Source organism: Micromonospora sp. IBHARD003, assembly GCF_056106285.1.
The window spans coordinates 3110867-3129083 of record NZ_JBWBBX010000001.1 but is presented as its reverse complement, the minus strand read 5'-3'; the positions used below and the strand labels follow the sequence as shown (position 1 = coordinate 3129083).

The window sequence follows — 18217 nt, the reverse complement described above, 5'->3', positions numbered from 1 at the left end:
GGGGCGCTGAAGGGACTCCGGACACCGGAGCCCGCGGCGTCTGCCGGGCCTTCGGCCGGGGACGCTCAGGTGGGCGGTGATCGTTCGGCTGGGCGATGATGGGGTCATGGCACCGCGCATATTTCTCGCCCGTCACGGGCAGACGGAATGGTCCTTGTCCGGCAAGCACACGGGACGGACCGACATCCCCCTCCTGGACGAAGGGCGCCGGGGCGCGAAGCTGCTGGGGGAGCGGCTGCACAAGGCTCCCTGGTCCGGGCTCCCCGACGCCGAGATCCGCACCAGCCCGCTCTCGCGTGCCTATGAGACGTGCGAGCTGGCCGGGTTCGCGGACCGGGCCCAGCCGTGGGACGCGCTGATGGAGTGGGACTACGGCGCGTACGAGGGCATGACGCAGAGCGAGATCCGCGCGGTCGACCCGGACTGGTTCATCTGGCGCGACGGGGTCCCCGAGGGGGAGACGATGGCGCAGCTCTCCGCCCGCGCCGACGGGATCATCGAGTACGTGCGCTCGGCCGACCGCGATGTGCTGGTCTTTGCGCACGGCCACATCCTGCGGGTGCTGGGTGCCCGCTGGATCGGCGAGGACGTCTCCTTCGCCGCCCGTATCAAGCTCGACCCGACCAGTCTGTCCGCCCTGGGGTGGGCCTACGGCGCCCCGGCGATCGACCGCTGGAACGACACAGGGCACCTGGGCACCTGAGCCCGCCCGGCGGCCCGGCGCCCACCAGGCGCCGGGCCGGGCCTTCAGCCCCTGACGGCCACCGCCGTTCTCGCCGTCTCCGCGTGGCGGTCCAGGAACGCGGTGACTCCCGGGGTGCGGCGCCGTGGCACGAGCACCCGTACGGTGTCGGCGAGCATCGCGCGGATCCGGGACGAGTGCACCTCGTCCAGCAGGTCGAGCACCTGCCCGCCCGCCGCCGCGGCTTCGGCGGGGGCGTCCGCGCGCGCGAGGTCGAAGGCCAGCTGCGCCCGGTAGAGCGCCAGGTTGCGGGTGAAGTGGGGCTTCTGCAGCACGGTGGCGCGGTGGGCGTGACGTGCGGCGCGCGCCCAGTCGCCGAGCGCCGACCAGCACTGCCCCTCCAGCGCCTGCAGTTCGGGCTCGCCGAAGAAGGACATCCACTCCGGGTCCGTGTCCGCGGGCCCCCGGCCGAAGAGCGTATGGGCCCGGGACAGTGCCTGGTCGCAGCCGCCGCGGTCGCCGAGGCCCGCCCAGCCTCCCGCCTCGCGCAGGCTCAGCAGTGCCAGGAGCCGGGAGGAGCCGAGCGGCCCCGCCGCCTGCTGTCCCGCCTGGGCGGCCCGTACCGCCTCCCGGTACCGTCCCGCGTCCCTGGCCAGGAACGAGGTGTTGCAGAAGGCGTGTGCCTCCAGGGCCGGGTCGTCCGCCACCCGGGCCGTGGCCAGGGCCTCCGCGTAGTGCGAGCGGGCGTCCTCGAGACGGCCCGAGTCATGGGCCAGCCAGCCGACCGAGATGGCCAGCTCGCCCGCACCGGCCGCGAGCCGTCCGGCGGCCTGGCCGCGTGCGATGGTGCCCGCGTCGAGCAGCGCGTACGCGGTGCGCAGCGGCTGTGCGGCCCGCTGGTAGAGCCCTTCGGCGCCGTGGCGGTCGTCGAGGAGCCGGATCCGGCGTACGGCTTCCTCGACGGCGCTCACCTCGGACTCGCCGATCCGCTGCCGGGGGGTGCCGGCACGGGGCCCTTCGAGTCCCGGCAGGGAGCCGAGACCCAGGGAGGCGGTCGCCATGGTGGCGGTGCCGCCGGTCATGAATGCGCGACGCAGCACGTCGCTCTCCTCGTTGCTGTAGGTGCTGGTGTTGTCGGCGCCGCCGTTACCGCCGGTGCTGCCGATGGCTCCCGTGAAGAGGGAGTTGCCGGCGCCGGCCGCGGCGACCACGGCGTCCGATGTGGCGCCGCCCGCGGACCGCGCCGCCCGTCCGCGTACCGTCTCGCGGGCCGAGAACCCCAGGTCAGCCAGGGTTGAACCGGGGAACATATGCAGAAAGACCCGCTCGTACGCGTAGTTGGGACAGCGGATCTCGCCGGCCTCCACGCGCCCGATGTAGCGGGCGTCGCAAGCGACCTGCTCGCCGATCTCCCGGGCCGCGCGGCGGACGAGCGCGGCGAACTCCCCCGGCGACCGCTGTCCGCGCAGCCGCCGGAAGGTGAGGTTGGGAACTGCCCGTGACGACGCCATGGCGAGCCCTCTCCTGTACTGCCGGCGCCTTCTCCGGTTCTTCCGGTACAGAGAATTCCATGCTCCGGCGGGCCAAGAAGGTACCTGCTGTCACCGCCTGGGCATGCCGGGTTTGCCTACAAACGGGATATCTCACCCCCGATCCGCCATGAACTGCCATCCTTTGTGGCGGCGTGCCGCCGTAGCCCTTGACGCGCGGAGGCGTTGAACCACGCGGGGATGCGGTCGGTGTCCCTACTCGGCGAGGAGGGGTTCCCTTGTTGGAGGTCGGCGTGGAGACCAGCGGTGGCTCGCGGGCGAGCGCGACGAGCGCTCAGCACCTGCCCAGCGAGGAGTACAGCGCGGCACCGGGCCCGGCCGCGGCGGGGCGTGGCGGGTGTGGTGACCACTCCGTGCCGTGCGACCTGGTGACCGTACCGGCCCGGCAGGGCTTGGAGGCGGTGGACATCCTGCGCCGAGGCGGCTCTCCGGCCGTCGGCCCGGTGCTGCACGACGGCGGTTGCGACACCCTGGGGTTCCTGGTGCCGCCGGGCACAGCGGCCGGCTGGGACATGCCCGGCAGCGCCTGTACGCAGACATCGGGCCGTGGTCTGCGCATCCCGGCGGAGCCCGGTGCGCAGGCCGTCCAGACGGAATCCCCCGTGCCCGGCACGGGCTGGCTGCTGCCTCCCGGCACTGACGACACGGTGCCGATGACCGACCCCGTGATGCTCCGCGAGGCCCTCGGCGAGGCCGCGCGCATGATCGAGGCCGCGGACAGCATCTGAAGCGTGCCACGCGCCGCGAAGCGCAGCGGTGTGCTGCGGCGCGGGCAGCGGCAGTGGGCCGTCGCCGCCGGCTCCCCGCCCCTCGGCGCGCTCTCCCTCACCCGTCGATAATGGTCAGGTGGCAAGGAAGAAGCAGCGTGGGCGCATGGCGTCGACGGAGACCGTCGTCGAGGTCGTCGCCGGCGGGCTCGCCGAGCTGATACCCGACCGTGAGCGGCCCCGCGGCTGGACCCTGGTGATAGACGGGGCCCCGCAGTCCCACGTCGATCTCGACGACCCCGCGCTGCTCACCTTCGCGTACCAGCGCCGCCTCGGCCATGTGATCGATCTCGTCGCCCCTGCCGGCCGCCCGGTGCGCGCCGTCCACCTCGGTGGAGGTGCCTTCACCCTCGCGAGGTACGTCGCCGCCACCCGTCCGCGTTCCACCCAGCAGGTCGTCGAAGTTGACGCACCCCTCGTCCAACTGGTCCGCGAGCGCCTTCCGCTCGACCCGAACGCCCGGATACGGGTCAGGTCCGCCGACGCACGCGCCGGTCTCGGCAAGGTGCCCGACGACTGGGCCGACCTCGTGATCGCGGATGTCTTCAGCGGCGCCCGTACCCCGGCCCATCTCACCACCGCGGAATTCCTCGCCGAGGTGCGCCGGGTGCTCAGACCGGGCGGACACTACGCGGCCAATCTCGCCGACGGCCCGCCGCTCGCCCATCTGCGCGGCCAGATCGCGACCGCCGCCTCCGTCTTCCCCGAACTCGCGCTCGCCGCCGACCCGACCGTGCTCCGCGGCCGTCGCTTCGGGAACGCGGTGCTGTTCGCGTCCGATCTGCCGTTGCCCGTCCCCGAGCTGACCCGCCGGGTCGCCGGGGATCCGCACCCCGGGCGGGTGGAACACGGAAAGGAGCTCACCGACTTCACCGGGGGCGCGGCCGTGGTGACCGACGCCCATGCCCGGCCGTCGCCCGTCCCTCCGCCCTCGGCCTTCCGCTGACACCGGGCTTCCGCCGAGTCTTCCGTCGGCACGGGCACGGGCAAGGCCACCGGCCTCGGCACGGGCACCGGTCTTCCGGGAGCGCCGTGCCAGGGCCGCTCGTCCTGCCATGGGGTATGCGCTGCCCGGGCCGCTCGTCCGCCCGCGTGAGGGCTCAGCGCTCCTCGATCTGCACCCGGGGCGCGGTGTCGTGCCAGGTGCAGAAGACGTCGATCTCCCGGCCGTTCTGAGAGAACGTCACCCGGATGTAGGTCGTCTGCTTCCAGATCTGCATCGTCCAGCCGCCGGACGGCGTCGCCGAGACCAGCTCCGCCGAGGTGGGTCCGATGTCGTACGCGACCCGGCCGCCCTCGACCGTGTAGCTCTTCACGTTCCCCCGTTGCGGCGCCGCGTACGGCGGCTTGGCCGGAGCGGGCTTTCCGCCGCCCCCACTGCCCCCAGGGGTCGAAGACGCCGACGGCGCACGACTGTTGCCGGGTTTCGCGTCGCCGGAGGCCGCCGGGGGCAAGGGGGAACGCGGCGCGGGGGACGACTGTGGTGGTGCGGCCTGTGTGGTCCGGCCGTCCGTCGTGATCGGCAGCGCCCGGGGCCGGTCGTAGGCCGTTCCCGCCATCACCGTGTGGACACCCCACCACGACAGCGTGACCGCTGCGCCCGTGGCGAGCGACCACGCCAGGGCGTGTATGAGTCCTCTCCGCATCGAGCCCATACTGCACCACACCCGTCACGCCTGTCCCAAGGGGGACCCGGTTCCTCCGGATGGCGTACGGTGCGGCCCATGGCAAGTGTGCTCGTGGTCGAGGACGACCAGTTCGTGCGCTCCGCCCTCATCAGGCACTTGACCGAGGCTTCCCACACCGTACGGAGCGTCGGGACGGCCTTGGAGGCGCTGCGCGAAGCGGCCCATTTCCGTTTCGACGTGGTCATTCTCGACCTCGGGCTGCCCGATCTTGACGGGGCGGAGGCGCTGAAGATGCTCCGCGGCATCACCGACGTACCCGTCATCATCGCGACCGCACGGGACGACGAGACGGAGATCGTACGGCTGCTCAACGACGGTGCCGACGACTACCTCACCAAGCCGTTCTCGGTGGAGCACCTGTCGGCGAGGATGGCCGCCGTGCTCAGACGGTCCCGGGCCACCGCGGACGAGGCCCCGCCCGGCAGGGTCATCCAGGTCGGCGGACTGTCGATCGACCCGCTGCGCCGGCAGGCGGAACTCGACGGCACCCGCCTCGACCTCACCCGCCGCGAGTTCGACCTGCTCGCCTTCCTGGCCGGACGGCCCGGTGTGGTCGTACCCCGCAGGGAACTGCTCGCCGAGGTCTGGCAGCAGTCGTACGGCGACGACCAGACCATCGACGTCCATCTGTCCTGGCTGAGGCGGAAGTTGGGGGAGACCGCGGCCCGCCCCCGCTATCTGCACACCCTCCGGGGGGTCGGAGTGAAGCTGGAGCCGCCGCAGTGAGCGCCGTACCCGCGGCCGCCCGGCCACCGCGGACCACGACGATTCCCGCACCGCCGTGCCGCGCGGTCGACGACGGGAGCGCCGCCCGTGCGGCCGCTCCGGGGGAGAACCGACAGACATGAGATGGGCGCTCGTCAAGGTGTCCCTGGCGGTCACGGCGATGGTCGTGATCGCGTTCGCGATACCGCTCGGAATCGTCATCCAGGAGATGGCCCGGGACCGGGCCTTCTCCAATGCCGAACGGCAGGCCGCCGCCATCGGCCCCACCCTTTCCATCACCACCGACCGCGACCAGCTGGAACGCGCGGTCGCCTCCACCCAGGCCGGCGCGGCGGGGCGGATGGCCCTCCACATCCCCGCCTCCGATGAGACCGGCGACCAGCAGCTGGAGATCGGCGTCCGGCGGGCCGTCGTACAGGACATCAGCGCGACCGAGCAGATGGGCCGGGCCTCCACCGCGGAGGTCCCCGACGGCTCCGCGCTACTCCAGCCGACCGCGCTCAGCTCCGGACAGATCGCCGTCGTCGAGGTGTTCGTGCCCGAGGAGGAGGTCGGCAAGGGCGTGACCACCGCCTGGCTGGTCCTCGCGGCGGTCGGTGTGGCGCTGATCGTCGGCTCGGTCGCGGTGGCGGACCGGCTGGGCGTACGGATGGTGCAGCCGGCGCAGCGCCTCGCGGGCGCCGCCCACGAGCTCGGCGAGGGCAAGCTCGGTGCCAGGGTCCCGGAGGAGGGCCCCACCGAGCTGCGGTCCGCCGCCGTCGCGTTCAACTCCATGGCGGACCAGGTGGTACAGCTCCTCGCCAACGAACGGGAGCTCGCCGCGGACCTCTCGCACCGGCTGCGCACCCCGCTGACGGTGCTCCGGCTCAACGCCGCCTCGCTCGGTGAGGGGGCCGCCGCGGAGCAGACCCGTGCGGCGGTGGCACAGCTGGAGCGCGAGGTCGACACGATCATCCGTACCGCGCGCGAGGCGAAGCCGCAGACCCAGGCCACGGGGCCGGGGGCCGGCTGCGACGTCTCCGAAGTGGTGCGCGAGCGCATGGAGTTCTGGTCGGCGCTCGCGGAGGACGAGGGGCGCAAGGTGCGGCTCGCCGGTGTGGACCGCCCGGTGCGCATCCCGGTGGCACGGCCCGAACTGGCCGCCGCACTCGACGCCCTGCTCGGCAATGTCTTCCGCCACACCCCGGAGGGCACGGCCTTCTCGGTCGACGTGCACAACGGGGACGACGCCGTGATCGTGCTGGTCTCGGACGCGGGGCACGGCATCGCCGACCCGGAGGCGGCGCTGGCACGGGGCAACAGCTCCGGCAGGGACGGTTCGACGGGACTGGGGCTGGACATCGTGCGGCGGGTCGCGGAGTCGACCGGCGGCGATGTCCGTATCGGGCACTCCGTGCTCGGTGGTACGGAGGTCCGGATCTGGATCGGTCTCGACGGCGGGGCGCGCGGTGCGTCGCAGAGGCGGCTCGGCAGCAGGGCCGGCCGGCGCAAGCGCAGGGGCTGAGCTAGGGGTTTCTGATGGATCTTCGTGGAGGAAGGAGCGGCGTCCGGTGCTGCTCTGGGGGCACACCCTGCTCGAAGAGCTTGGGGGAATGCCGGCTGGAAGCCCTCGTACGGGACGTACTTGGGCTTTCGGCCGGTGCGGCGAGTGGGGGTACCTCCCACGCCGTAAGGCCGTGGGGGCGTGCCGGGCGTCGCGACGTCGCGGAGATCCGTCAGAAGCCCCCTAGACCCACCAGCGCACCCCGTCGCCGGTCGTCAGCAGTCCGGTAGCACCCCTGTCCGGGCCAGCTGCCCGTACCAGTGGGCGCTGGACTTCGGGGTGCGGGCCTGGGTCTCGTAGTCGACGTGGAAGGCGCCGAAGCGCTTGCCGTAGCCGTACGCCCACTCGAAGTTGTCCAGCAGTGACCAGAGGAAGTAGCCGCGGACATCCGCGCCGTCGGTGATCGCCCGGTGCACGGCGTGGAGATGGCCGTGCAGATAGCGGATCCGCTCGGGGTCGTGGACGCTGCCGTCCGCGGACGGTTTGTCGGCGAAGGCCGCGCCGTTCTCGGTGATCACCAGGGGCAGTCCCGGCACTTCACGGGTGTAGCGCATCAGCAGGTCGTAGAGCCCGCTCGGGTCGACCGACCAGCCCATCTCGGTGATGTCGCCCGGCGGTTGGTGGAAGGCGACGGAGTCGGCCCCGGGCCAGGGGGAGTGCTCGGCCGCGCCATGGCCGTCGTTGCGCTCCCTCGCCCGACGGTCACTGTCAGTGCTCGCTGATACAACAGCGGGTGAGTAGTAGTTGATGCCGAGCGAGTCGAGGGGGTGCCCGATGACGGCCAGATCGTCACCGTGGACGAAGGACCAGTCGGTGAGGTGGGCGGTGTCCGCGAGGAGGTCCTCGGGATATGCGCCGTGGAGCATCGGACTTGTGAAGATCCTGTTGGCCAGCGCGTCGATCCTGCGTCGCGCGTCCAGATCGGCCGCCGACGGCGTACGGGCCCTGACCGCACTGGGGTTGAGGCTCACCGAGAGCTGGGCGCGTGCCGGGAGCGTGCCGCGCAGAGCCTGGGCGGCCAGTCCGTGGCCGAGGTTGAGGTGGTGGGCGGCGCGCAGCGCGGCCACCGGGTCCGTGCGGCCGGGGGCGTGCACACCGGATCCGTATCCCAGAAAGGCGCTGCACCAGGGCTCGTTGAGGGTCGTCCATCGCTCGACGCGGTCGCCCAGCGCATCGGCGACGATACGGGCGTAGTCGGCGAAGCGGCTCGCGGTGTCCCGCTCGGGCCAGCCGCCCGCCGTCTCCAGCTCGTGCGGCAGGTCCCAGTGGTAGAGGGTGAGCACCGGTGTGATGCCGTGTTCCTGCAGATCGTCGACGAGCGCCCGGTAGAAGTCGAGTCCGCGCTGGACGGCGGGCCCTCGGCCGGTGGGCTGCACCCGTGGCCAGGAGACCGAGAAGCGGTAGGAGTTGATCCCGAGGCCGGCCATGAGCCGGACGTCCTCGGCGCGCCGGTGGAAGTGGTCGGCGGCGACGTCGCCCGTGTCCCCGTTTTCCACCCTGCCCGGCGTGTGGCTGAAGGTGTCCCAGATCGACGGGGTGCGGCCGTCCTCGGTGACGGCTCCCTCGATCTGGTAGGCGGCCGTGGCGGTGCCCCACAGAAACCCGGGCGGAAAGCTGACGGACATGGAGGAGCTCCCAACGTGTGTGCGGGAAACGGGGGATGAGAGGGCGAGGTCGTGAGGACGCCAGGGGCGAGGGGGCCGCGGACGGCGGTCCGCGTCAGCCCTTGACCGCGCCCTGCATGATGCCGCCGACGATCTGCTTGCCGAAGATCGTGAAGGCAATGAGCAGCGGCAGCGTGCCCAGCAGGGCACCGGCCATGATCACCGACTGGTCGGGGATATAGCCCCTGCCGAGCCCCGTGAGGGCCACCTGGACGGTGGGGCTGCCGTGCTGGGTCAGCGCGATGATCGGCCAGAAGAAGTCGTTCCAGGCCATGACGAACGTCAGCATCCCGAGGACCGCCATCGCGGGCCGCGCGGCCGGGAAGACCACGTGCCACACCAGTCGCAGGCTGCTCGCGCCGTCCACCCGGGCGGCCTCGATCAGCTCCGTCGGCAGTGCCTCGCTCAGGTACTGGCGCATGAAGAAGACACCGAAGGCACTGACGAGCGTGGGGAGGATGACGGACTGGAGCCGGTCGGCCCACGACAGCTCGGCGATGAGCATGTACAGCGGCACGACGCTGAGCTGCGGCGGCACCATCATCGTGCCGATCACCAGCAGCAGAAGGAGGTTCTTGAAGCGGAAGCGGAGCTTGGCGAAGGCGAAGCCGGCGAGGGTGGAGAAGAGGACCGTGCCGGTCGCGACCGTCCCCGCCACGACGGTGGTGTTGAGCAGTGCCGTGCCCATGTTGGCATCGGTCCAGGCGACTTCCAGATTCCGGAAGAGGTTGCCCCCGAACCAGAAGGGAGGAGGAGTCTGCGCCAGCCGGCCGCTGGTCCGTGACGCCGCGACCGCCGTCCACACCAGGGGAAACAGCGAGCCCGCGGTGAACACGATCAGTACGGCGTACGTGATCCGTCCACCGTGCAGCTGCCGGCCCGCCCCGTTCCTCCCCGGCCCGCTCCGGCCTGCCATGCGTGCCCTGCTTCGGCCTGCCCCGCGCCGGCCCGCTCGCCGCCCCAGGGACCTCGTCCGTTCTGTCGTCAGCACATCAGCCCCCTAGACGCTCTTGCGGAGCCGGCGCACGAGCAGCCCGTTCAGCGCGCCGATCAGCAGCAGGATCAGGAACATCGTCCAGGCGATGGCCGACGCCCGGCCGAGATGGAGATTCACCCAGCCCTGCTCGTACAGATAGAGCCCGAGGGTCTGGAACTGGTGGTCCGCGCCGCCCGTCGCGCCCGCGCTCCCGTTGAACAGCAGGGGCTCGCCGAACAGCTGGGTGGCGCCGATCGTCGACACCACACAGGTGAACAGGATCGTCGGCCGCAGCGAGGGGACGGTGATATGCAGGAACTGCTGCCGGCGAGAGGCCCCGTCGAGGGCGGCCGACTCGTACAGATCACCGGGTATCGACTGCATCGCCGCGAGATAGATCAGCGCGTTGTATCCGGTCCAGCGCCAGATCACGATCGTCGAGACCGCGATCTGCGAGGTCCACGCCCCGTTCTGCCAGTCCACGGGGTCGATCCCGGCCAGCCCGAGCGCCCAGTTGACCATTCCGTAGTCGCGCCCGAAGAGCAGCACGAAGACGAGCGTCGCCGCGGCCACCGAGGTGGCGTACGGAGTCAGCGCGGCGACCCGGAAGAACATCGAGCCGCGAAGCCGGTAGTGGAGCAGATGGGCGATGCCCAGCGCCATGAGCAGCTGGGGCACCGTCGACATCAGCCCGATCGTGAAGGTGTTCCCCAGCGCGTTCCAGAAGAACTCGTCTTCCAGCAGACGGGAGAAATTGGCCAGCCCCACCCACTCCATGTCGTCCGGAGCCGTCAGCTCCACCCGGTGCAGCGAAGCCCAGCCGGTGTAGAGGAGCGGGAAGAGCCCGAAGGCCGCGAAGAACACGAAGAACGGCGCGACGAAGGCATACGGACTCCACCGCAGGTCCCGCCGGTACCGGCGACTGCGCCGTGCCCGGCGCCTCTCGGAATCCAGGGTGTCCCCGGTCGCGGCCGCGCCCCCCTCCCCTGAGGAGGGCGCGGTGGCGCGGGCGTCACCCGCCGTACCGGCCAGGGGTCCGCTCACTGCTCGAGCGCGTTGTCGATGGCTTTGACCGCGGCGTCCCAGCCTTCCTGTGGGGACGCGCCCTTCTGGTCGACCTGGAGCATGCCGACGTCCGCCAGGTTCTGGGCGATGACCAGGTCCTTCGGGCCGACCACCGTGACGGGGATGCCTTCGGCCGCCTTGGAGAAGATCTGCCCGATCGGCGCTCCGCCGAAGTACGCGTGTGCGGCGCCGGTCACGGCCGGCAGCGCATAGGCGGCCGATGCGCTGGGGAAACTGCCGCGCTTTTCGAAGAGCTTCGCCTGCTGTTCGGGAGCGGTGAGCCAGGCCGCGAGCTTCGCGGCCTCCTCCTTGTTCTTCCCCGCCTCCGGAACCACCAGGAACGAGCCGCCCCAGTTGCTGGGCTTGGGGGCCGGGGCGACGTCCCATTTGCCCTTGCCCGCCGCTCCGGCCTTGTCCACGATGTAGCCGAGCATCCAGGCCGGGCAGGAGACGGTTGCGAACGAGCCGTTGGCGTACCCCTGGTCCCAGGCGGGTGTGAACTGCTGGAGCCTTCCGGTCAGTTTCCCGGTCGCGAACGCGGCGGCCGTGTCCCAGGCTTCCTTCACAGCGGGGTTGGTCTTGTAGATGACGGTGCCGCTGTCGTCGTAGAAGCGCTTGGAGCTGCTGCCGGTGATCGCGGCCATTACGCCGGAGGCGGAGTCCACGAAGGCGGTGCCCTTGGGCGCCTTCGCCCGGTACTGCTTCCCCACGGCCAGGTACTTGTTCCAGTCGCCCGCCCACAGCTTGCCGACGGCCTCGCGGTCCGTGGGCAGCCCGGCCTTGGCGAACAGGTCCTTGCGGTAGCAGATGCCCTGCGGGCCGATGTCGGTGCCGAGACCGACCGTCTTCCCGCCCTTGGCCGTGGCCTGCGCCCATTTCCAGGGCAGGAAGCTGTCCTTGGCGACTCCCGGTGCCTTGCCGAGGTCGACGAGCTTGTCCGCCTGGGTGGCGGTGACCTCGGCGATGTTGTTGACCTCGACGGCCTGGATGTCGGCGAGCCCGCTGCCGGTGCCCAGATGCGTGAGCAGCTGCGGGTAGTAGTTCTCGTTGCGCTCGATCGAGGTCTGTTTGATGACGACGTTCTTGTGGAGCTTCATGTACTCGTCGTAGAGCCCGGCCTCCTTGAGCCCGAAGGCACCGAAGACCCCCACCGTGATCGTGGTCTTGCCCCCGGCGTCGCCCCCGCCCTTCGTGCCGGTGCCGGCGGGGGCGTCGCTGTCCTCGGCACAGCCTGCCAGCAGCCCGGCGCCGAGCGCCGCGGCGACCGCGAGGATTACGGCCTTGCGCATTGCGTCCTCCTAGTGCCCTGACGTGCCGACCCCCCGGCCAACTGGGGTGTTGCGAACGTTCGTTGGAGCGTGCGGCTCGGGCGGGGAACGTGCGGGTCCTGAATGGGCCAGGTACAGTGGGAGCGCTCCCATGAGTGATGTGTTGAAGGGTCGCGGCTCCCCGGAGGGGTGTCAAGGCACCGGGCGGGCTATGTTCACGCCCAGCGGACCACAGGGAGGTGGAACATGGTGGAACGCCGGAATACCGGTGCCCGGCCCGGCGCTTCGGCCACCGGAGCCCAGAGCCGGAGCGGGCGCAGGCCGACCCTGGAGGAGGTCGCCGCCCGTGCCGGGGTCGGCCGGGGCACGGTCTCCCGGGTGATCAACGGCTCCCCGCTGGTCAGCGACACGACCCGGGCCGCGGTCGAGGCCGCGGTCGCCGAGCTGGGCTATGTGCCCAACCGCGCCGCCCGGGCACTCGCGGCCAACCGCACCGACGCCATCGCCCTCGTCGTCCCCGAGCCGGAAGCCCGCTTCTTCGCCGAGCCGTACTTCTCCGACATCGTCCGCGGCGTCGGCTCCGCCCTCGCGGACACCGACATGCAGCTGCTGCTGACGTTCGCCGGCTCCGAGCCGCAGCGCCGCAGACTCGCCCAGTACCTCGCGGCCGACCGGGTGGACGGGGTCCTGCTGGTGTCCGTGCACGCCGACGACCCGCTGCCCGAACTGCTGGAACAGCTCACGATCCCGGCCGTGATCAGCGGCCGCCGTTCGGCGCACGAGCCGCTGGCCGCCGTCGACTCCGACAACACGGGCGGTGCCCGGGCCGCCGTCGACCATCTGCTCTCCCGCGGTCGCCGCACCGTCGCCACCATCACCGGCCGTCTCGATGTGTACGGCGCCCAGTGCCGGCTCGACGGCTACCGCGAGGCTCTGCGCACCGCGGGCCTCACCCCCGACGAGCAGCTGATCGAACCCGCCGACTTCACCGAGGAGGGCGGTCGACGCGCCATGGCGGCCCTCCTGGAGCGCAGCCCGGCCCTGGACGCGGTGTTCGCCGCATCCGATGTGATGGCGGCAGGTGCCCGGCAGGTCCTGCGCGGGACGGGCCGGCGCATCCCGGAGGACGTCGCCCTGGTCGGCTTCGACGACTCCGCCGTGGCGCGCCACATGGACCCGGCACTGACGAGCGTGCGCCAGCCGATCGAGGAGATGGGCCGGGCCATGGCCGGACTCCTCCTCGATCAGATCGCTGCCCGCGGTACGGGGGAGCGGCCCCAGCTGATCCTGCCGACGGAGCTGGTGGTCCGCGAGTCCTCGTGAGTGGTCCTCGCCGCGGCCCGAGCTCCGGATCAACATCCGGGCGGGGCCGGGCGGGGTCACGGGCAGCGGCTGCACGTGCCCCGCCCGGTCACGGGCAGCGGCTGCATCGGGGTGCTCGACCGCACCCCTGGCTGTCCTGTCGGGCGTCCGCGGGTCTACCCGGCGTCGACCCGGTGGTCGGCCCAGACATAGCTCTCGGGCAGCAGTTCGGCGATGGAGACGGTCCGGACGCGGTCGTGCGCGCCGACGATGACCTTGACCGCCGGGAAGTAGTCGAGGAGGACCTGACGGCACCGGCCGCACGGGGGAACGACCCCGGGGTCACGGTCACCCACGGCGACGACGGTGTCCAGCTCGTAGATCCCCTGAGCTGCTGCCGTGCCGATGAGGACCAGCTCGGCACAGGCACCACCCGTGAAGTGATAGGCGTTCACCGCGGTGACGATCCTGCCGTCCCCCGCGCGAGCCGCTGCCGCCATGGTGTGGTTGTCGCCCCGGCAACGCGTGCGGGCGACATGAGCCGCGGCCTGGATGAGCTCGTGGTCGACGTGGTGGGCCTGCGTGGTCATCTTCTCCGCTTCCGTCGGGTGTCGGGCGACGTTTCCCTGAGCGGCGAGGGCACGCAAGCGAGTTGTGGGTGCTCGTGCTGACGGGCCGGAGATCCGCTGCGGTCTCACACAAGGTAGTGCGCGGCGAGGCCTGGGCCCTCGTGTCAGGCACCGGGTGAGTGGAAAAGGCTCTATCCGAAACATGCGGGCATGACAACGCCCCGCCGAAGCGGGGGCGCCGCGGACACCTCGCGGTCGGCCTGGGGAGGTGATTCCGTGAGGGCCGTATGCGGAGGGGTGGGCTCCGTTTCATGTTCGCACCTCACCCCCAACCTCGTGGACCTCGTGGGGTGAGCCCCGGCCGGCGGGACGGGGGCGACAGGCCGGCCGGGGCAGCCGGACCGCCTACCGGGGCTCAAGCATCGGTGCGAGGACGTTGTCCGGTGTGTGCAACCACAGGTACTCGCCCTCCGGTCGCACAGTGAGCCCGAACGCCTCGGACGGCGGTGAACCGAGGTCGACGTAGTCGCGGTGCGCCCGCTCGATCTCGGACCACAGATCACGTGGCCCGTACTCCCACACGTCACCAGCGACCGCCGTCGTTGCCGAGCCGTCCTGAGCCTGCGCCCACACCTGTACGTCGGCCGGGCCCGTGCTGTGCCAAAGCCGGACGCCCGGCAGTCGGGTACCGGCGAACAGTGCGAACGCGAGGTGCAGTAGACCGGGCGCGCCAAGGCGGGTCTGCCGGATCCGGGCGGTCGCATCGTCGACCGGGACGCCGTCGGCGGCCCGGTGTGAGCGCATTGGCATGTACGAGGCGCCGCCATGGAAGCGGCCTGTCGCGGTGCCGTCGTGCTGCACGGTGAGCTGCACGAGCGCGCCGCTCCAGAACTCGCGGGCGAGCGGGGCGACGATGACGCCGCCGGGGCGCACCTGGTCGACGTACGCGGCCGGGATGTGGCGCAGGGCGCATGTCGAAAGGATCGCGTCGAACGGGGCGGCATCGGGCCACCCTGCCTCGCCGTCTCCACAGCGCAGGTTGGGCCGGTACCCGGCCGCGTGCAGTGTGGCCTCGGCGTGCGCGGCGAGCGCGGGGTCGAGCTCGACACTGAACACGTTCGCGTCGCCGAGGCGCTCGGACAGCAGCGCCGCGACGTGCCCTGTAGCGGTGCCGATCTCCAGCACGCGGGCACCGTCCGCGAGCCCGAGCAGCCCGAGCGACCGGGCGACCATGCTCGGCTGCGAGTTGGACGACGTCGCGATGCCGGGCCCGTCCTCGCCGCCGTCGTCGAGCTGGACCACGACCGGGGCGTCGGAGTGGATGAGCGCGAGTCGATCAGGTGGCGAGAGCAGCGTGCAGCCGTCGGGGTCCTGCCGCCATGCGCGGGCCGGGATGAACTGCTCGCGCGGCACCCGCTCCCACACCGCGCGCCAGTCGGGGTCGAGCAGACCGCGCTCGTGCAGGCTCTGCACGAGCGCGGCGTGCCCGCCCATTCGGGCAGTCGTCACGACGTCAGTCCTCCGTGACCTTGCTCGGCCCGCTGCCGTCGGGCGACGGCGGGCTCGGCGGGGGCGTCCACGGTTTGTCACTCGGCTGCCCGGCGTGCTTGCCGCTGTCGCTCATGCTCTGACCTCCTGTTGTGGTGGGGCCGTTCACGGTTCGGCGGACGTAGTGCAGTGTGCCCGCCCGTACGGTCCGCCGCAGTCCGGCGGGCGGGAGTCTCAGCGACGTGGCTGCTCAGGGCACACGACGTGGAAGTGCACGACGGTGCCGGCGGCCGACGCGGCATGGATGTCCCGCGTCTCGTACTCCTCGTCGCGTCGGATCCCCTGCTGGCACTGCGCGCAGATCACGAGCGGCCGCCCTTCGGGCAGTTGCGGCACCGGCGGGGGAACCAGCGGGTGCGCATGTCCAGGCGGCGGAACCAGTGCTCGCCGGGGATGTCGACGGCCGTCGGGGAGGTGAGGACGACGCAGCAGAACACGCAGTCCATCCCGCGCTGTTGCCGCTGCGTGAGAGCGCGGATCGGCGGGAGCGCTGGCGCCGAACTCTGGACATTGGCATTCACGGTGGGATCCTTCGACTACGCTGAGTTGCTCGCTGTCACTGATTGACTACAACGGTAGAAAGCGGAGCGCTCCGGAAGTAGTGACCGCGAGTACGTGTATCCCTCCGCTGCCGATGGGCCAAGGGGAGCGCAATGGGCAGCAGGAACCGATCCACCCCGACCGGCAGTCAGGGAACCACCGTGCGCCATCGCGGCGGCGTCATCTCCGGCTACGTCCTGCGCCTGGTCCGCGAGCAGCTCGGCTTTACCCAGGAGGCGCTCGCCGAGCGCATGAGGGTCGCCGCGGACACGGTCGCCGGGTGGGAATCCGGGCGCCGGCCCCTTATCGCTGTGCCCGTGGGCCAGATGCTCGTCCACCGTCACCGGTTACTCCAGCTCGGCGCCGCGCCGACTCTCCTCCTCGCCCTCGAGCGAGCAATGGAAGCCGACGTGCTGCTGGCGAGCGCACTGGGCGAGGAGGCGCCGGCCGATGAGGATCCGCTCGGCGCGTGGGTGATGCAGCGCGACGTCGTAGAAGTCCTCACCTGGCCCCTCAACGGCGTTACCCCCACCCCGCTGCGGGACTTGCCCGAGCCCTCCCGGCCGCGCCGGGGCCCGGTGCCAAAGGGCCCGGAGCTGCCGGCCGGCAATCGCCATCGGTTCTTCTCCCGCATGCGGCGGACCGCCGAGACCGCTCGTGGTCCCCACCAGTTCCTGCTCCGCCGCCAGGCTCTCTATCTGGCCGGGTACGACGTCGCTCCGGATACCGGCGAGTGGCTTGCCCACCAGCAGCGCACAGACCGGCCCGACGACTGGCTGACGCAGTGGCTGAACGCCCGCTCCGTGGCTGCAGTAGCAGCGAGACAAGGGGACCGTGAACGCATGGCGTACTTCATCGGCACCCTGGACGGAGATGACGCGAGCGAGGTCGCAAACCTCAACTACTGGGCGTACTGGATCGGTGAAGCGACCCACGTACAGCTGTCAGACGACTTCATCGCCACCGAGGACCCCCGCAACTGGCCTGGCGACAGGCTGCTCCACCACTTGGTGCGTGGCCTTACCCCCGAGCACGGCTTCTTCGATCTCAATGTCCACACCATGTGGACTCTTCTCGCCTCCCGGCCGAACCTCCTCCGCTCCAGCGGAGCCGGGCGCGCCTTACGTGATCGACTCCCCGTGATGTTGGATAGCGGCGGGCTGTCGGCGAGGGCTCGCCGCGAGCTCGAGAACATCCGGTACGCGATCCGCCTTTCCGAGGCGTGAGAGGAGACCAGCTGTGGCTGACGACCTGTCCGCGGTGGCGCACTTTCTGTACGAGGCGGGCACGCTCAAGCACACGCGCCGCACGGGCTGGTGGATGGCCGGGGTACGCGACCCCGAATCCGTCGCCGAGCACGCCTGGCGCACCTCGCTGATCGCGTCGATCATCGCCAAACTGGAAGGCGCAGACCCGGCTCGTGCTGCCTTCCTGGCGGTGTGGCACGACTCGCAGGAGACCCGCACCGGCGACGTGAACCACCTCGGCAAGAAGTACTCCACCGGGGCCGACCCGCAGGCTGTGACGGCGGACCAGGTGTCCGGCATGCCGGGCCATCTGGCGTCGATGGTTCGCGATCTCGTCGCGGAGTACGAATCCAAGGAGACTCGCGAGGCGGTCTGCGCGCGCGACGCGGACAAGCTGGAGTGCATGCTGCAAGGCCTGGAGTACAGGTCCCAGGGATACGAGAGCGCTCAGCGGTGGATCGACAACAGCCGCGGCCGCATCGTCACCGAGACGGGTCAGAGGCTGGCAGACGAGCTGCTGAGCCAGGGGCCGCTGGAGTGGCTGCGCGCCGCGCTGGGCGAGAAGCCTGCGACCTGAACCACGCCGAAATGCCCCTTGCCAACCCGGAGGACCAGACAGGGGGCGTCCTCGTTTCAGCGGGCGGTCAGCTGGTACAGCGACAGAATCAGGCCCGCGACTGCCACGAGCGCGGCCAACGACGGCAGCGGCCACCGGCTCTTCTCCGGCACGTCGAGGCGAGCCGCATGGTCGGCGATGGCTGTGTCCGTCTGGTCATCCCGCTGCACGGAGCGCCCGGGCCTCACCAGGCTGCGGAGCCGTACGTCGTCCTGCGCTTCCTGGTGCTCACCATGGGCCGGCGATAGGACCGGGCTCCGGGGATCCGTGTTCCCGTCGCGTGGCCAAAGTCTCCGGCATGAAGAAGGCCCGGCCTGTTTTCCCAGGCCGGGCCTTGATCATTCAGGGTGAGTGACGGGACTCGAACCCGCGGCATCCTGGACCACAACCAGGTGCTCTACCAGCTGAGCTACACCCACCATGACCGGTCGTTTTCCCGACCGGCCGAGAAAAAGTGTACAGGGTC

General features: G+C 71.2%; 18 protein-coding genes and 1 tRNA gene. 8 read left to right on the top strand and 11 right to left on the bottom strand.

Features of this window, described 5'->3' with window-relative positions:
- The first annotated feature begins 106 nt into the window (after positions 1 to 106).
- The gene (locus tag ACTWOL_RS13895) at positions 107 to 703 is read left to right on the top strand and encodes a histidine phosphatase family protein (RefSeq protein ID WP_474296993.1); all 597 of its coding nucleotides are present in this window, start codon (positions 107 to 109) and stop codon (positions 701 to 703) included.
- A gap of 44 nt (positions 704 to 747) precedes the next feature.
- Here the strand turns inward: ACTWOL_RS13895 and ACTWOL_RS13890 are convergent, their stop codons facing one another.
- On the bottom strand, positions 748 to 2193 hold the full coding sequence (locus tag ACTWOL_RS13890) for a hypothetical protein (protein ID WP_474296992.1): 1446 nt from the start codon (positions 2191 to 2193) through the stop codon (positions 748 to 750).
- Positions 2194 to 2450: 257 nt separating this feature from the next.
- On the opposite strand from ACTWOL_RS13890, the gene ACTWOL_RS13885 reads away from it, so the two are divergent.
- Positions 2451 to 2960 carry a hypothetical protein gene (locus ACTWOL_RS13885; RefSeq protein WP_474296991.1) on the top strand — a complete coding sequence of 170 codons (510 nt, stop codon included), beginning with the start codon at positions 2451 to 2453 and terminating at the stop codon, positions 2958 to 2960.
- A 145-nt stretch (positions 2961 to 3105) separates the two neighbouring features.
- Complete coding sequence (locus ACTWOL_RS13880) at positions 3106 to 3945, top strand: spermidine synthase (RefSeq protein ID WP_474296989.1); 840 nt, start codon at positions 3106 to 3108, stop codon at positions 3943 to 3945.
- 154 nt (positions 3946 to 4099) lie between these two features.
- On the opposite strand, the gene ACTWOL_RS13875 is transcribed toward ACTWOL_RS13880, so the two are convergent.
- Positions 4100 to 4645, bottom strand: a complete 546-nt coding sequence (locus ACTWOL_RS13875) for a hypothetical protein (RefSeq protein ID WP_474296988.1) — start codon at positions 4643 to 4645, stop codon at positions 4100 to 4102.
- Positions 4646 to 4723: 78 nt separating this feature from the next.
- On the opposite strand from ACTWOL_RS13875, the gene ACTWOL_RS13870 reads away from it, so the two are divergent.
- Both ACTWOL_RS13870 and ACTWOL_RS13865 read left to right on the top strand, forming a co-directional pair.
- Complete coding sequence (locus ACTWOL_RS13870) at positions 4724 to 5413, top strand: response regulator transcription factor (RefSeq protein ID WP_474296987.1); 690 nt, start codon at positions 4724 to 4726, stop codon at positions 5411 to 5413.
- A 118-nt stretch (positions 5414 to 5531) separates the two neighbouring features.
- The gene (locus ACTWOL_RS13865) at positions 5532 to 6917 is read left to right on the top strand and encodes a sensor histidine kinase (RefSeq protein ID WP_474296986.1); all 1386 of its coding nucleotides are present in this window, start codon (positions 5532 to 5534) and stop codon (positions 6915 to 6917) included.
- Between the two features lie 254 nt (positions 6918 to 7171).
- On the opposite strand, the gene ACTWOL_RS13860 is transcribed toward ACTWOL_RS13865, so the two are convergent.
- The 4 genes from ACTWOL_RS13860 to ACTWOL_RS13845 form a co-directional block, all read right to left on the bottom strand.
- The gene (locus ACTWOL_RS13860; RefSeq protein ID WP_474296985.1) at positions 7172 to 8581 is read right to left on the bottom strand and encodes a GH1 family beta-glucosidase; all 1410 of its coding nucleotides are present in this window, start codon (positions 8579 to 8581) and stop codon (positions 7172 to 7174) included.
- A gap of 94 nt (positions 8582 to 8675) precedes the next feature.
- Positions 8676 to 9536: a carbohydrate ABC transporter permease gene (locus tag ACTWOL_RS13855; protein ID WP_474296984.1), complete on the bottom strand. Its 861-nt coding sequence runs from the start codon at positions 9534 to 9536 to the stop codon at positions 8676 to 8678.
- 84 nt (positions 9537 to 9620) lie between these two features.
- The gene (locus ACTWOL_RS13850; protein WP_474296983.1) at positions 9621 to 10640 is read right to left on the bottom strand and encodes a carbohydrate ABC transporter permease; all 1020 of its coding nucleotides are present in this window, start codon (positions 10638 to 10640) and stop codon (positions 9621 to 9623) included.
- Positions 10637 to 11950, bottom strand: a complete 1314-nt coding sequence (locus ACTWOL_RS13845; protein ID WP_474296982.1) for an ABC transporter substrate-binding protein — start codon at positions 11948 to 11950, stop codon at positions 10637 to 10639. Before ACTWOL_RS13845 ends, ACTWOL_RS13850 begins: the two co-directional genes overlap by 4 nt.
- A 225-nt stretch (positions 11951 to 12175) precedes the next feature.
- On the opposite strand from ACTWOL_RS13845, the gene ACTWOL_RS13840 reads away from it, so the two are divergent.
- Positions 12176 to 13252, top strand: a complete 1077-nt coding sequence (locus ACTWOL_RS13840; protein ID WP_474296981.1) for a LacI family DNA-binding transcriptional regulator — start codon at positions 12176 to 12178, stop codon at positions 13250 to 13252.
- A 155-nt stretch (positions 13253 to 13407) separates the two neighbouring features.
- Here ACTWOL_RS13840 and ACTWOL_RS13835 read toward each other — a convergent pair whose 3' ends face one another.
- The 3 genes from ACTWOL_RS13835 to ACTWOL_RS13825 form a co-directional block, all read right to left on the bottom strand.
- Entirely contained in the window at positions 13408 to 13821 is a 414-nt protein-coding gene (locus ACTWOL_RS13835) for a cytidine/deoxycytidylate deaminase family protein (RefSeq protein ID WP_474296980.1), read from the bottom strand.
- A gap of 384 nt (positions 13822 to 14205) precedes the next feature.
- A complete protein-coding gene (locus tag ACTWOL_RS13830) occupies positions 14206 to 15309 on the bottom strand; it encodes a methyltransferase domain-containing protein (RefSeq protein ID WP_474296979.1) in 1104 nt (367 codons plus the stop codon).
- Positions 15310 to 15650: 341 nt separating this feature from the next.
- Positions 15651 to 15869 (bottom strand): hypothetical protein, encoded by a 219-nt coding sequence (locus ACTWOL_RS13825; RefSeq protein ID WP_474296978.1) that lies wholly within the window; start codon positions 15867 to 15869, stop codon positions 15651 to 15653.
- A 132-nt stretch (positions 15870 to 16001) separates the two neighbouring features.
- On the opposite strand from ACTWOL_RS13825, the gene ACTWOL_RS13820 reads away from it, so the two are divergent.
- Positions 16002 to 17114, top strand: coding sequence for a helix-turn-helix domain-containing protein (locus tag ACTWOL_RS13820; RefSeq protein ID WP_474296977.1), 1113 nt, complete (start codon positions 16002 to 16004; stop codon positions 17112 to 17114).
- 13 nt (positions 17115 to 17127) lie between these two features.
- On the top strand, positions 17128 to 17712 hold the full coding sequence (locus ACTWOL_RS13815) for an HD domain-containing protein (protein WP_474296976.1): 585 nt from the start codon (positions 17128 to 17130) through the stop codon (positions 17710 to 17712).
- A 56-nt stretch (positions 17713 to 17768) separates the two neighbouring features.
- On the opposite strand, the gene ACTWOL_RS13810 is transcribed toward ACTWOL_RS13815, so the two are convergent.
- Together ACTWOL_RS13810 and ACTWOL_RS13805 are read right to left on the bottom strand one after the other, a co-directional pair.
- Positions 17769 to 17921 (bottom strand): hypothetical protein, encoded by a 153-nt coding sequence (locus ACTWOL_RS13810; RefSeq protein WP_474296975.1) that lies wholly within the window; start codon positions 17919 to 17921, stop codon positions 17769 to 17771.
- A 176-nt stretch (positions 17922 to 18097) separates the two neighbouring features.
- Positions 18098 to 18170 (bottom strand) — tRNA-His (locus ACTWOL_RS13805).
- Positions 18171 to 18217 lie beyond the last annotated feature (47 nt).

Coding starts and splice junctions, on each gene's coding strand:
- ACTWOL_RS13895 (WP_474296993.1), top strand. CDS start 107: ATGGCACCGCGCATATTTCTCGCCCGTCACGGGCAGACGGAATGGTCC.
- ACTWOL_RS13870 (WP_474296987.1), top strand. CDS start 4,724: ATGGCAAGTGTGCTCGTGGTCGAGGACGACCAGTTCGTGCGCTCCGCC.
- ACTWOL_RS13875 (WP_474296988.1), bottom strand. CDS start 4,645: ATGCGGAGAGGACTCATACACGCCCTGGCGTGGTCGCTCGCCACGGGC.
- ACTWOL_RS13865 (WP_474296986.1), top strand. CDS start 5,532: ATGAGATGGGCGCTCGTCAAGGTGTCCCTGGCGGTCACGGCGATGGTC.
- ACTWOL_RS13855 (WP_474296984.1), bottom strand. CDS start 9,536: ATGGCAGGCCGGAGCGGGCCGGGGAGGAACGGGGCGGGCCGGCAGCTG.
- ACTWOL_RS13860 (WP_474296985.1), bottom strand. CDS start 8,581: ATGTCCGTCAGCTTTCCGCCCGGGTTTCTGTGGGGCACCGCCACGGCC.
- ACTWOL_RS13820 (WP_474296977.1), top strand. CDS start 16,002: ATGGGCAGCAGGAACCGATCCACCCCGACCGGCAGTCAGGGAACCACC.
- ACTWOL_RS13840 (WP_474296981.1), top strand. CDS start 12,176: ATGGTGGAACGCCGGAATACCGGTGCCCGGCCCGGCGCTTCGGCCACC.
- ACTWOL_RS13835 (WP_474296980.1), bottom strand. CDS start 13,821: ATGACCACGCAGGCCCACCACGTCGACCACGAGCTCATCCAGGCCGCG.
- ACTWOL_RS13845 (WP_474296982.1), bottom strand. CDS start 11,950: ATGCGCAAGGCCGTAATCCTCGCGGTCGCCGCGGCGCTCGGCGCCGGG.
- ACTWOL_RS13890 (WP_474296992.1), bottom strand. CDS start 2,193: ATGGCGTCGTCACGGGCAGTTCCCAACCTCACCTTCCGGCGGCTGCGC.
- ACTWOL_RS13880 (WP_474296989.1), top strand. CDS start 3,106: ATGGCGTCGACGGAGACCGTCGTCGAGGTCGTCGCCGGCGGGCTCGCC.